At 69.1% G+C, this 12220-nt stretch carries 12 protein-coding genes, 1 tRNA gene and 1 pseudogene; all 14 read right to left on the reverse strand.

The features are described from left to right. Nucleotides 1-173: 173 nt before the first annotated feature. Entirely contained in the window at nt 174-551 is a 378-nt protein-coding gene (rplL, locus tag DK419_RS19090; protein WP_048429411.1) for a 50S ribosomal protein L7/L12, read from the reverse strand. A 51-nt stretch (nt 552-602) separates the two neighbouring features. Beyond that, complete coding sequence (gene rplJ, locus DK419_RS19095; RefSeq protein WP_109960481.1) at nt 603-1136, reverse strand: 50S ribosomal protein L10; 534 nt, start codon at nt 1134-1136, stop codon at nt 603-605. 506 nt (nt 1137-1642) lie between these two features. Beyond that, nucleotides 1643-3256, reverse strand: a complete 1614-nt coding sequence (locus DK419_RS19100; RefSeq protein WP_109960482.1) for a B12-binding domain-containing radical SAM protein — start codon at nt 3254-3256, stop codon at nt 1643-1645. Nucleotides 3257-3453: 197 nt separating this feature from the next. Continuing rightward, nucleotides 3454-4161, reverse strand: a complete 708-nt coding sequence (gene rplA / locus DK419_RS19105; RefSeq protein WP_048450718.1) for a 50S ribosomal protein L1 — start codon at nt 4159-4161, stop codon at nt 3454-3456. A gap of 12 nt (nt 4162-4173) precedes the next feature. Beyond that, nucleotides 4174-4623, reverse strand: a complete 450-nt coding sequence (gene rplK / locus DK419_RS19110; protein WP_109960483.1) for a 50S ribosomal protein L11 — start codon at nt 4621-4623, stop codon at nt 4174-4176. A 180-nt stretch (nt 4624-4803) separates the two neighbouring features. After that, complete coding sequence (nusG, locus tag DK419_RS19115) at nt 4804-5337, reverse strand: transcription termination/antitermination protein NusG (RefSeq protein WP_109960484.1); 534 nt, start codon at nt 5335-5337, stop codon at nt 4804-4806. Between the two features lie 65 nt (nt 5338-5402). After that, nucleotides 5403-5711: a preprotein translocase subunit SecE gene (gene secE / locus DK419_RS19120; protein ID WP_109960485.1), complete on the reverse strand. Its 309-nt coding sequence runs from the start codon at nt 5709-5711 to the stop codon at nt 5403-5405. A 197-nt stretch (nt 5712-5908) separates the two neighbouring features. After that, nucleotides 5909-5985: transfer RNA gene (locus tag DK419_RS19125), tRNA-Trp, on the reverse strand. A 475-nt stretch (nt 5986-6460) separates the two neighbouring features. Next, nucleotides 6461-7651, reverse strand: coding sequence for an elongation factor Tu (tuf, locus tag DK419_RS19130; RefSeq protein ID WP_109960477.1), 1191 nt, complete (start codon nt 7649-7651; stop codon nt 6461-6463). 110 nt (nt 7652-7761) lie between these two features. After that, on the reverse strand, nt 7762-8142 hold the full coding sequence (locus DK419_RS19135; protein WP_109960486.1) for a hypothetical protein: 381 nt from the start codon (nt 8140-8142) through the stop codon (nt 7762-7764). A gap of 134 nt (nt 8143-8276) precedes the next feature. Beyond that, a complete protein-coding gene (locus DK419_RS19140; protein ID WP_109960487.1) occupies nt 8277-9977 on the reverse strand; it encodes a lysine--tRNA ligase in 1701 nt (566 codons plus the stop codon). 97 nt (nt 9978-10074) lie between these two features. After that, a complete protein-coding gene (locus DK419_RS19145) occupies nt 10075-11100 on the reverse strand; it encodes an LLM class flavin-dependent oxidoreductase (RefSeq protein ID WP_109960488.1) in 1026 nt (341 codons plus the stop codon). A gap of 276 nt (nt 11101-11376) precedes the next feature. Then, a pseudogene (locus DK419_RS30015) lies at nt 11377-11751 on the reverse strand (type II toxin-antitoxin system VapC family toxin); the annotation flags it as partial. Nucleotides 11752-11821: 70 nt separating this feature from the next. Then, nucleotides 11822-12082 (reverse strand): hypothetical protein, encoded by a 261-nt coding sequence (locus tag DK419_RS19155; RefSeq protein ID WP_109960489.1) that lies wholly within the window; start codon nt 12080-12082, stop codon nt 11822-11824. Nucleotides 12083-12220 lie beyond the last annotated feature (138 nt).

Consider the following 12220-nt stretch of genomic DNA (forward strand, 5'->3'; position numbering starts at 1 on the left):
CACAGGCCGCCCGCATCCCTTGAAACCTATATGGTGATCCGTACCCCGGATCCCGAGGGGGTGCGCTTAAAGCGACCATAGCCCGCGGGCGCGAGGCCCGCGGGCTGGTGGCCCCGGACCGGCCGGAAGGCCGGGTCCGGGACGCGAGGCGGGCCGGACGGCCCGCCATCGCCTTACTTGAGCTCGACCTTGGCGCCGGCCTTCTCGAGCTGGGCCTTGAGCTTGGCGGCGTCGTCCTTGGACACGCCCTCCTTGACCGGCTTCGGAGCGCCCTCGACCAGGTCCTTGGCCTCCTTGAGGCCGAGACCGGTGATCGCGCGGACCTCCTTGATGACCTCGATCTTCTTGTCGCCGGCGGCAGCCAGGACAACGGTGAACTCGGTCTGCTCCTCGACGGGGGCGGCAGCGGCGCCACCGGCCGGGCCGGCGGCGACGGCGACGGCGGCAGCCGCCGAGACGCCCCACTTCTCCTCGAGCATCTTCGCGAGCTCGGCAGCCTCGAGCACGGTCAGCGAGGACAGGTCGTCGACGAGCTTGGCAAGATCAGCCATTTTTCACTTCCTGATGTTGTCGGTTTGAACGGTTCGGTCTCGAACAGCCCGTTAGGCCGCTTCGTCGGTCTGGGCGTCGCCGGTCTTGGCATAGGCCCCGAACACGCGCGCGAGCTTGGCGGCCGGCGCGTTGACGACCTGGGCGATCTTGGTCGCGGGAGCCTGGACCAGGCCCACGATCTTGGCGCGCAGTTCGTCGAGGGACGGCAGCGAGGCCAGGGCCTTCACGCCGTCCGGGTTCAGGGCGGTCGTCCCCATGGCTCCGCCGAGGATGACCAGCTTCTCGTTGGCCTTGGCGAAGTCCACCGCCACCTTGGCGGCCGCGACCGGATCGCTCGAATAGGCGAGCAGGGTCGGGCCCTTCAGGAGGGGCTGAATGGAGGCGACGTCCGTGCCTTCGAGAGCGATGTTGGCGAGGCGGTTCTTCGCGACCTTCACGGTGGCGCCGGCCTGCTTCATCTGCGCGCGCAGCTTCTGCATGTCGGCGACCGTGAGGCCCTTGTAGTGGGCCACGACGACGACGGAGGTGCTTGAGAACACCCCGTTGAGCGTCGAGACGAGATCAGCTTTTGCTGCTCTGTCCACCTTGGCTCTCTCCGGTTGGCGGAACCCGGATGGGCCCCGCCGGTTGCATCTGCCGCCCAGGATGAGCCGGGGCCTTCACGGGAAGACCGCGACGTCCTGAACGACGCTTCACGGCCCTGCCCCCGATGCCAAGGACGGTGACGTCCCTCGCCTCGGGCGAGATGGTTCAAACCGACGCCCCGCTTGGCCCGGTCAAGGCCATGGGGGCGGTGAAACTCGGTCTTCCCCGTCTGTGCAGGCTGGGGATTTAAGCCGGCGGCTGCCGGCGCCTGCAGTCTCGGACAGGACATGGCCGGACCGGGCGCGAGGGGTTTCCCCCTGAGCCCTTCCGGCCACTTTGGTCGCCCGGTCGCCCGGGGACCTCTCTCCAGGACTCAGCCGTCGGCCGAATCCTTTCGATCTCGGAAACGTGGAGCCGGGTCTATAGCGGCGTGCAAACCGCCTGCCAAGTGCCCGGAGACAGAAAATTCGGTCGCAGGGGCAGATTTCCCGTCAGCGCCTCGACCTCATGCCGCCTGCCGGGCCCCTCCCCTCGCGGCGGCCTCCGCCTTCGCCTTGTCCTGCGCGGCGTAGAACGAGGCGTTGTGCTCGCCGCGCAGGGCCTCGCGGGTGAAGCGGATCAGGTGATGGGCGACGAAGCCCATGTTGAACACCGCCTCGATCTGCCCCCGCTTGAGGGCGTAGGCCGCGGCGCGCCAGAATGGACGGCGGTAATCGGACATCAGGCCGACCCGGGTGACGATGTTGAAGCCGAGGATCAGGCCGCGGCGCAGGTTGGTGAGCGTCAGCTTGCCGGCGGTCGGCGTGGTGATCCGGTTCGGGTAGGTCACGTCGCACTGGCGCTTGAAGCGCTCGAACAGCTGCTCGGGCGAGTAGGCGTGGCCGATGGCCCGGCGCCAGGACTTCACCACGTCGTCGTGCGGGCGCTTGAACAGGACGTTCGATTCGAGGCTGGCATCGTGGACGAGCCGTCCCTCGCGCTCGAGCCGGTCCCAGAGCGGCGTCTTGGGGAGGGCCTGGAGCAGGTTGATGGTGAGGACGGGAATCGCCGACTTGTCGATGAAGTCGATCAGGTTCTGCTCGGAGCGGTCGGTGTCGGTGTCCAGCCCCAGGATGATGCCGGACGTCACCTCGAGCCCGTAGGAGTTCAGGGTTTCGATCGCCTCGTACATCGGCACGGCGGCGTTGTGGGTCTTGTCGATGCCCTTGAGCGCGTCGGGCTCCGGCGTCTCGATGCCGACGAACACGGTCATGAAGTTGGCCTGGCGCATCAGCTCGAGGATCTCGGGCTGCTTGGCCATGTTCAGCGTCGCCTCGCAGGCGAACTGGAGGGGGTAGTCGTTCCGCTTCTGCCACTCCACCAGGTGGGGCAGCATCTCGCGGGTCGCCTTGCGGTTGCCGATGAAGTTGTCGTCGACGAAGTAGACCACCGCCGGGTGGGCGGCCTGGGCCACGATGGCGTCGAGTTCGGCGCAGAGCTGCTCGGGGGTCTTCAGCCGCGGCTGGCGGCCGTAGAGCTGCGGGATGTCGCAGAACTCGCAGCGGTACGGGCAGCCGGAGGAGAATTGCAGCGAGCCGATCAGGTAGCGCTTGAGCGGGACCCGCTCGTAGGCCGGGGCCGGGAAGTCGGCGAGGGCGAGGCGGTCGGCGGTCTCGAAGCGCTCAGGCTCGCGGGGCACCGCCACGGTCTCGTCGAGGCGCCGGATCAGCGCGTCGGTGGCGTCGCCGATCTCGCCGATGTGGAGGTAGTCGAAGTCCGGGTACTTCTCCGGCGCGCCGGAGACCGAGGGGCCGCCCAGCACCGCGACCTTGCCGGCGGCGTGGGCCCGCCGGCCGATCTCGTGGATCTGGCCCTCCTGGATGTGCATCCCCGACACGAACACCGCGTCGGCCCAGGCGAAATCCTCAGGGCTGGCCCGAGCGATGTTCTCGTCGACGAATCGCACCTCCCATGCCTCCGGCATGTAGGCGGCGATCACGAGCAGGCCCTGCGGCGGCATGAAGGCCTTCACGCCGCCCATCAGCGGATAGGCGTGCGAGAAGGTGCCGAACGAGGGCGTGTAGGCGGGGAAGACGCAGAGGATGCGTCGCGAGGAGGAGACCGGGACGGTGCTGCGCATGGCAGCCTATCTAGCACAGCGGCGCCGGATGGCTGCCCCGTCGCATCGGGTTTTCGCCGCGCTGCGGGACCTCGCGGAATGCCGCGTTGCCGCTGCATCAGATCATCGTTCCGGCCGGCCCGTCCCCGAAACGCGAAGCGCCCGGTCCGTTGCGGGACCGGGCGCCTCAGATCGGTGTCGCGACAGTCTCGTCGGCGTCAGGCGCCGGCGGCGACCAGCACGCTCGAGGGATCGACCTTCACGCCCGGGCCCATCGTCGAGGAGACGGCGATGCGCTGGATGTAGGTGCCCTTGGCGCCGGCGGGCTTGGCCTTCGCCACCGCGTCCGCGAAGGCGCGGATGTTCTCGACGATCTTCTGCTCGTCGAACGAGACCTTGCCGATGCCGGCGTGGACGATGCCCGCCTTCTCGACGCGGAACTCGACCGAGCCGCCCTTGGCGCCGGCGACGGCGCCCTTCACGTCCATGGTGACGGTGCCGACCTTCGGGTTCGGCATCAGGCCGCGCGGGCCCAGCACCTTACCGAGGCGGCCGACCAGCGGCATCATGTCCGGGGTGGCGATGCAGCGATCGAAGTCGATCGTGCCGCCCTGGATCGTCTCGAGCAGGTCCTCGGCGCCGACGATGTCGGCACCGGCGGCCCGCGCCTCGTCGGCCTTTGGGCCGCGGGCGAACACCGCCACCCGCACGGTCCGGCCGGAGCCGTTCGGCAGGTTGCAGACGCCGCGGACCATCTGGTCGGCGTGCCGGGGATCGACGCCGAGGTTCATCGAGACCTCGAAGGTCTCGTCGAACTTGGCGGTGGACCGCTCCTTGATCAGCTTCACCGCGTCGGCGAGCGGATAGAGCTTGGTGACCTCGATGCCCTCGCGGGCGGAGCGGATGCGCTTGCCTGTCTTTGCCATGTCGCCCTCCCCTTACGCGGTGATCTCGAGACCCATGGCGCGGGCGGACCCGCGGATCATGGCGACGGCGGAATCGACCGAATCGCAGTTCAGGTCGGGCATCTTCTTCTCGGCGATCTCGCGGATCTGCGCCTCGGAGACCTTGCCGGCGGGCGCGCCCTTGCCGGGGGTCTTCGAGCCGGAGGCCGGCTTCTTGCCGATCTTCATGCCGGCGGCCTTCTTGAGGAAGAAGGAGACCGGGGGCTGCTTCATCTCGAAGGTGAAGGAGCGGTCCTGATACGCGGTGATGATCACCGGGATCGGGGTGCCCTTCTCGATCTGCGCGGTCTTCGCGTTGAAGGCCTTGCAGAATTCCATGATGTTGAGGCCGCGCTGACCGAGCGCGGGGCCGATCGGCGGCGACGGGTTGGCGGCGCCGGCCGGGACTTGAAGCTTCACGTAGCCCGTGATCTTCTTCGCCATGGGACTGCTCCCAGAGTAGCCCTATCGAATGAGGGCGGTTGCAGGTCGCGGTGCGGCCCGGGCTCCCGGAGGCGTTGCCGGGCGGGCCTTCCGCGGGTGAGAGGCGGTTCTCCGGGGGACGCGATAGCGAGGCGTGCTGCCACACCCCGGGCGACTCCCGAGAGACTCCGCCGGTGACGATCAGAGCTTCTCGACCTGACCGTATTCGAGCTCGACCGGGGTCGCCCGGCCGAAGATGGAGACCGCCACCTTCAGGCGGGACCGGCTCTCGTCGACTTCCTCGACGATGCCGTTGAACGAGGCGAAGGGGCCGTCCGCGACGCGGACCTGCTCGCCGACCTCGTAGGAGATCGAGGCCTTCGGGCGGTCGGTGCCTTCCTGGACCTGGCCCTTGATGCGCTCCGCCTCGGCGTCCGGGATCGGCACCGGCTTCGACTTGTCGGCACCGAGGAAGCCCGTGACCTTCGGGGTGTTCTTGATGAGGTGGTAGACCTCGTCGGTGAGGTCGCACTTCACCAGCACGTAGCCGGGGAAGAACTTGCGCTCCGCGTCGACCTTGCGGCCGCGGCGCACCTCCACGACCTTCTCGGTCGGGACCATGACCTCGTCGAACTTCTCGGTCAGGCCGCGCTGCGCCGCCTGGTCCTTGATCGACTGCGCGACCTTGTTCTCGAAGTTCGAGTAGGCGTGGACGATGTACCAGCGCTTCGACACGGCGTTCACTCCAGTCCGGCGGCGGCCCCGTCGCGGGCCGGCATCTGCCGGGTCTTCAAGCTCGATCAGGCCCCGATGCCCAGCACCAGCGTCACGGCGTAGCGCAGGACCTGGTCGACGACGGTGAAGAACACGCTCGCCACCACCACCATGACGAACACCATCAGGGTGGTGACCAGGGTCTCCTTGCGAGTCGGCCAGGTAACCTTCCGGCCCTCGTCGCGCACCTGCTGCAGGAACTCGAACGGGCCGACGCGCTTCTGCGCCGGACGCGGGGGCGGCGTCGGCGTCGAGCCGCCGCCGCGGGTCGGCGGGGTGCTGCGGGAGGCGTTGCGCCCGAGGTCCATCTTCTTCGTCGCTTCGTTCGATGCCATGGCTCGGACAACCGATGCGCTCGAAACCAACGGCGGCAGGCAGGCGGAAGGATCACCCCCGGCCCGCATCGCCGCCCGTTCGATCTGGGATGGGCGCAGCGTCTAGCGCAGTTGCCTGCGCTTGTCGACTGGCCCGGACGGATTGTTGTTCGGAGATCTGCCGATGAGGGCGGAGGCTCCGGTCGGCTCGCGGTCCCTGGCAGGAGTGGAGGGACTCGAACCCCCAACCCCCGGTTTTGGAGACCGGTGCTCTGACCAGTTGAGCTACACTCCTGCAGCGCCGCGGCGCGACCGCTCTCTAGCCGGATCCCCGGCCCGGATGCAAGCGGAATGTCGCGAGGGAGGCGGAGATGGGGACCGATCGGTCAGAGCACGACCGCCGGGATGCGGAACATGCGGACGCGATGGGCTGAGGTGCCGCTGCCAACGCGGCGCACGTGGCGATCAGGCGGGGAAGGTCGCGGGCCATACCCCGCGCGCCAGGACCCTTTCATCCCCTCCGCGACCTCATCCCGAGGTGCGACTGACGGGAGCCTCGAAGGAGGGCTCCAGAAGTCTCGGGGCTGGCTGGAGCCCTCCTTCGAGGCTGCTGCACGCAGCAGCACCGCAGGATGAGGTCGTGGGCGGGACGACGTTCGCCCGCCGAACGGGCTCCCGACCAACGAAAAAAGGGGCGGGTGCCCATTCCGGCACCCGCCCCATATCTTCGGAATCCGGGGCCGCCGCGGCCCCGAACCGATCCGTCCGACCTACTCGGTGATGGAGGCGACGACGCCGGCGCCGACGGTGCGGCCGCCCTCGCGGATGGCGAAGCGCAGCTTCTCCTCCATCGCGATCGGAACGATCAGCGTCACGTCCATCGTCACGTTGTCGCCCGGCATCACCATCTCGGTGCCCTCGGGCAGCTGGCACACGCCCGTCACGTCCGTCGTCCGGAAGTAGAACTGCGGACGGTAGTTCGTGAAGAACGGCGTGTGGCGGCCGCCCTCCTCCTTCGTCAGGATGTAGGCTTCCGCCTTGAACTTCGTGTGCGGCTTCACCGAACCCGGCTTGCACACCACCTGCCCGCGCTCCACGTCCTCGCGCTTCGTGCCCCGCAGCAGAACGCCGACGTTGTCGCCCGCCTGCCCCTGGTCCAGAAGCTTGCGGAACATCTCGACGCCGGTCACCGTCGTCGTCGTCGTCGGACGGATGCCGACGATCTCCACCGACTCGCCCACCTTCACGATCCCGCGCTCGACGCGGCCCGTCACCACCGTGCCGCGCCCCGAAATCGAGAACACGTCCTCGATCGGCATCAGGAACGGCAGGTCGATCGGACGCTCCGGCTGCGGGATGTACGCGTCCACCGTCTTCATCAGCTCGAGGATCGCCTCGTGGCCGATCTTCGGCTCCCGGTTCTCCAGCGCGCACAGCGCCGAGCCCTTGGTGATCGGGATGTCGTCGCCCGGGAAGTCGTACTTCGAGAGAAGCTCGCGCACCTCGAGCTCGACCAGCTCGAGAAGCTCCGGATCGTCGACCATGTCGACCTTGTTCATGAACACCACCAGCGCCGGAACGCCGACCTGGCGCGCCAGCAGGATGTGCTCGCGGGTCTGCGGCATCGGGCCGTCCGCCGCCGACACCACCAGGATCGCGCCGTCCATCTGCGCCGCGCCCGTGATCATGTTCTTCACGTAGTCGGCGTGCCCGGGGCAGTCGACGTGCGCGTAGTGGCGGTTCTGGGTCTCGTACTCGACGTGCGCCGTCGAGATCGTGATCCCGCGCGCCTTCTCCTCCGGCGCCTTGTCGATCTGGTCGTACGCCGTGAACGTCGCGCCGCCCGACTCGGCCAGAACCTTCGTGATCGCCGCGGTCAGCGAGGTCTTGCCATGGTCAACGTGACCGATGGTGCCGATGTTGCAGTGCGGCTTCGTCCGCGAAAACTTTTCCTTGGCCATATCCATCACCTGCGGCAAGCCCGCCCACGACGTCCAGCCGGGCGGAAGGCGCGGCCCGCTTAGAGGGTTAGCGCCGGTTGATCAAGTCCGGCGTCGCGCGGGGCACCCCCTCAGGGAGCGCCCGCGACGCGCCGGCGGTCGAGGCTGCGGGCATAGGCCTCCGCCGTCTCGCGCTCGTGGTCGGAGAGCAGTTGCTCGACGGCGCCGACGAGGTCGGGCGCCTCGGTGAAGCCGGCGGCGACGAGGGCCACTGCTTTCGCCCGCGCGGCCTCGCGCTTGGCCGGCAGGCAGATGTGCTGGGCCCGGACGGCGAAGTGCTCCGGGGTCTCGTGACGCACCCGCGCCGCGGCGGATTCCCGCGCCAGGCATCCCTTCAGCCGCGCGATCGCCGCCGCCTCGCGCGCCGGCCGCGCCACCTCGATGGCGTGGGTCTCGGTGATCTGGACCGAGCTCGCGAGGACGAGGAGCAGGAGCGGCATCACGGCGCGCATGGCGAGGTCCCGGGGCGTTTGTTCCTGCTCTGTTCCATACCACCTCTGATTCCCTGCTGCCAAGGTAAACGGGTGGAGGGGTGGGGACAACGTGGGGACGGCCCCCGCCGGGCGGCGGGGGCCGAGAGCCGTGGTCAGGCCGCTTCCGGAGCCCTGCGGCTCTCCAGGAACGCCGCGTGCTCCTCGGCGAGCGCCCCCGACAGGGCGCGGGCGATCAGCGCCCGGGTCTCCCCGACGCCGTAGAGGGCGACGAAGGAGCCGAAGCGCGGGCCCCGCGCCTCGCCGAGCAGGATGCCGTAGAGCGTGGTGAACCAGGTCTGGGACACGCCGGGCCGCCCGTCCGGGCTCTTCGACTTGCCCGACAGGTCGGGGAAGTGGCGCCGCCCGACCTCGTAGACCGCCGCCTGCAGCGCCTCCGGATCGGTCGAGCCGGCTTGCCCGGCGAGCGTCTCCGACAGGTCGGTGAGGGCGACCGCCTCCTCCGCGCTCGGGGCCCGGTAGGTCTTGGCCGGGCGCACGAAATCGCGGAAGTAGCGCACGGCGTGGTGGACCAGACGGTCGAGGCGCGGATGCGTCTCGGGCGAGGCCTCGGGCGCGTAGCGGCGGATGAAGCCCCACAGCACCGCCGGATCCTCGGCATTGGCCACCGCCACGAGGTTGAGCAGCATCGCGAACGGGATCGCCCCGCTATTCCCCACCCGCTCCGGCTCCGGCGGGGTGCCGGCGTGCAGGTGCCAGGTCGGGTTGCCGAGCTTCAGCTTCGGTTCCTGGCCCGGAAACTTCTCCAGGAAGGACAGGTAGTCGTCGACGTGCCGCGGGATGACGTCGAAGTGCAGACGCTTGGCCTCCCGCGGCTTGTTGTACATGAACAGAGCCAGGCTCTCGGGCGTGCCGTAGGCCAGCCACTCGTCGATGGTGAGCCCGTTGCCCTTCGACTTCGAGATCTTCTGGCCCTTCTCGTCGAGGAACAGCTCGTAGTTGAAGCCTTCCGGCGGCTCGGCGCCGAGCGCCCGGGCGATCTGCCCGGAGAGCTTGACCGAATCGATCAGGTCCTTGCCGGCCATCTCGTAATCGACGCCGAGCGCGACCCAGCGCATCGCCCAGTCGGGCTTCCACTGCAGCTTGGCGTGGCCGCCGGTGACCGGGGTCTCGTAGGCCTCGCCCGTCTGGGGATCGCGCCACACGATGGTGCCCGAGGACACCTTCACCTCGTCGATCGGCACCTGCATCACGTGCCCGGTGACCGGGTGGAGCGGCAGGAACGGCGAGTAGGAGGCCGAGCGCTCGGCGCGCAAGGACGGCAGCATCACCGCCATCACGGCGTCGTAGCGCTCCAGCACCCGCAGGAGCGTCGCGTCGAAGCGGCCCGAGCGGTAGCACTCGGTCGCCGACAGGAACTCGTACTCGAAGCCGAACGAATCGAGGAAGCGGCGCAGCTCGGCGTTGTTGTGGGCGCCGAAGCTGTCATGGGTGCCGAACGGGTCCGGCACCGCGGTCAGTGGCTTGTTGAGGTTCTCCGCCAGCAGCGCCTTGTTCGGCACGTTCTCCGGCACCTTGCGCAGGCCGTCCATGTCGTCCGAGAAGGCGACGAGGCGGGTCGGGATGCTGTCGTTGGTCAGCGTGCGGAAGGCGTGGCGCACCATGGAGGTGCGGGCGACCTCGCCGAAGGTGCCGATATGCGGCAGGCCCGAGGGACCGTAGCCGGTCTCGAACAGCACCTCGCCTTTGCCCGTCCGTTCCAGCCGGGCGACGAGCTTGCGCGCCTCCTCGAAGGGCCAGGCGGACGCGGAGGCGGCGGCCTCCGCCAGGGCGGGATCGATGCTGAATGCGGGCATGAGGTTCGAGGCCGCGACGAGGCGGCCTTCCGGTGAGCGTGAAGGGAGCCCGGCACCCTATGGGCCGCGCTCCCGAGGGTCAACGCGAGGCGATTCGTTATGCGTGCGCGGGTTCGCGTGCCGGCGCCCCGGCCGCCCGCGGACCGGCCATGATGTCCGCCAGGATCTCGTAGGAGCGTAAGCGCGCCCGGTGGTCGTAGATCGCGGCGGCCACCATCAGCTCGTCGGCCCCCGTGCGGGCCGCGATCGCGTCGAGGCCGCGGCGCACCGTCTCGGCCGAGCCGACCACCGAGCAGGCGAGCATGCCGGAGGCCTGCACCTTCTCGTGGCCCGACCAGTAGGCCTCGATGTCGTCGATCGGCGGCGGCAGCTGGCCGCGGGTGCCCCGGAAGATGTTGGTGAAGGCCTGCTGCGCCGAGGTGAAGAGGCGGCGCGCCTCGCCGTCGGTCTCCGCCGCGATCACGTTGACGCCGACCATGGCGTGGGGCTTCGCCAGCTGGCCCGAGGGCTCGAAGCGGGCGCGGTAGACCTCGAGCGCCTGCATCAGCGCGTCGGGCGCGAAATGCGAGGCGAAGGCGTAAGGCAGGCCGAGCATCGCCGCGAGCTGCGCCCCGAACAGGCTCGAGCCGAGGATCCACAACGGCACGTTGGTGCCCGTCCCCGGCACCGCCTGGATCACCCGCCCGGCATCGAGCGGCCCGAGCAGGGTCTGGAGCTCCAGCACGTCCTGCGGGAAGTGGTCGGAGGCCGCCGGATCGCGGCGCAGCGCCCGCAGCGTGCGCTGGTCGGTCCCGGGCGCGCGGCCGAGGCCGAGATCGATGCGGCCCGGATAGAGCTCGGCGAGGGTGCCGAACTGCTCGGCGATCACCATCGGCGAGTGGTTCGGCAGCATGATGCCGCCCGCCCCGACCCGGATGCGGTGCGTGCCCCCGGCGATGTAGCCCACCACCACCGAGGTCGCCGCGCTGGCGATGCCCGTCATGTTGTGGTGCTCGGCCACCCAGTAGCGGGTGAAGCCCCAGCGATCGGCGTGCTGCGCCAGATCGAGGGTGTTGCGCAACGCGTCGCCGGGCGTGGACCCCTGCGGGATCGGCGCGAGGTCGAGGATCGAGAGTGGCGGCATCGGCGGATCCCGGAGGTTGTGAGTGCGTGTCCCCTGCTGGCGTTCAAGATTTGGCCGGGCAAGGCCGAGCGCAAGGCGGGGTTGTGCGGGTGACCCATGCGTGTGCCACGAGCGAAGCGTTGGCGGTTGACGGACGGAATGGTCACGCCGGCAGAAGATCGTCAGACATCGAACGAGATGAACCGGCCTTCCGGCGCAAGTTGCTGGATCAGGTCGTAGTCGCCGCGGTCCGCGGTCCGCGGTCAGTACGGGAATGCCGGCGCGCGCGGCCGTCAAGAAGATCAACGCGTCGTTCAGGCATTCCTTCCGTTGCGCGCGTTGGAAATCCTGCACGCGAGCAAGCGTGCCAGAGATGAGGCCGGCATCGATCCAGACCTCCGCATCGGGCACCAGCAGGCGGCTTGCCGGAATGGCCGCGAACACGGCTGCATAATGGTCGCGGATAGCGCCCCAGCCGCGCGCCGAAGCGGCGTTGGCGATCCCGGTTGCGATTTCGGAGAGGCAAATCGCGCAGTGGAACAGCCGTGACCGCTCGATGAATGTCGCAACCGACCCGGGAAGCCTGCCGCTGGCATCCAGGATATAGACGTTGGTATCGAGGAGGAGAGGCAACTGGGACCGGGGACCGAGATCTGCGATCGATTCCAGCATCTCGCGAGGACGTTGAGCAAGCCGAGTTTGTCGCTTCTCCGGCTTCCGGCGCCGGAGAAGCGCGCGGAGATCAGAAGTCAAGCGAGTGGTATTCGCCGAGGTTTCCCCGCAGCCTCTTGAGGATGTCGGCCACGGGGTCCGGGCATGCCAAAGCCGACAAGGCTACGAGGCCGAGTTCCTGGACGGAGGAGATCCCCGTCGCGCGCATGGCAGCCTCTACGAGGGCTGCAGGCGCCTCGAAGCTCAATTGCTCGGTGGGATCCCCGAGCAGGCCGGCGCCGCGCGCATCGTCGAGGAGCGCCGTGTGGCCCGTTTTCACGGTCGATCGCATCGCCTTGCACCTTCGGCTCCAGCTTGATGATAGGGAGAGCCAGGAGACCGGGCAAGGGCGACGCGGCACGAGCCGGCTTGCCCCGCCGGCTTCTTTCGGGAAGGCTCAGCGTCAGCGCCGCCCCATCCGCGACCATCG

The organism is Methylobacterium terrae, from assembly GCF_003173755.1.
Taxonomy (GTDB): Bacteria; Pseudomonadota; Alphaproteobacteria; order Rhizobiales; family Beijerinckiaceae; genus Methylobacterium; species Methylobacterium terrae.

Bases quoted from the DNA above. Each gene is read 5' to 3' on its own strand.
- tuf (WP_109960477.1), bottom strand. From the start codon at position 7,651: ATGGCCAAGGAAAAGTTTTCGCGGACGAAGCCGCACTGCAACATCGGC.
- DK419_RS19155 (WP_109960489.1), bottom strand. From the start codon at position 12,082: ATGCGATCGACCGTGAAAACGGGCCACACGGCGCTCCTCGACGATGCG.
- DK419_RS19135 (WP_109960486.1), bottom strand. From the start codon at position 8,142: ATGCGCGCCGTGATGCCGCTCCTGCTCCTCGTCCTCGCGAGCTCGGTC.
- rplA (WP_048450718.1), bottom strand. From the start codon at position 4,161: ATGGCAAAGACAGGCAAGCGCATCCGCTCCGCCCGCGAGGGCATCGAG.
- secE (WP_109960485.1), bottom strand. From the start codon at position 5,711: ATGGCATCGAACGAAGCGACGAAGAAGATGGACCTCGGGCGCAACGCC.
- rplL (WP_048429411.1), bottom strand. From the start codon at position 551: ATGGCTGATCTTGCCAAGCTCGTCGACGACCTGTCCTCGCTGACCGTG.
- rplK (WP_109960483.1), bottom strand. From the start codon at position 4,623: ATGGCGAAGAAGATCACGGGCTACGTGAAGCTTCAAGTCCCGGCCGGC.
- DK419_RS19145 (WP_109960488.1), bottom strand. From the start codon at position 11,100: ATGCCGCCACTCTCGATCCTCGACCTCGCGCCGATCCCGCAGGGGTCC.
- DK419_RS19100 (WP_109960482.1), bottom strand. From the start codon at position 3,256: ATGCGCAGCACCGTCCCGGTCTCCTCCTCGCGACGCATCCTCTGCGTC.
- DK419_RS19140 (WP_109960487.1), bottom strand. From the start codon at position 9,977: ATGCCCGCATTCAGCATCGATCCCGCCCTGGCGGAGGCCGCCGCCTCC.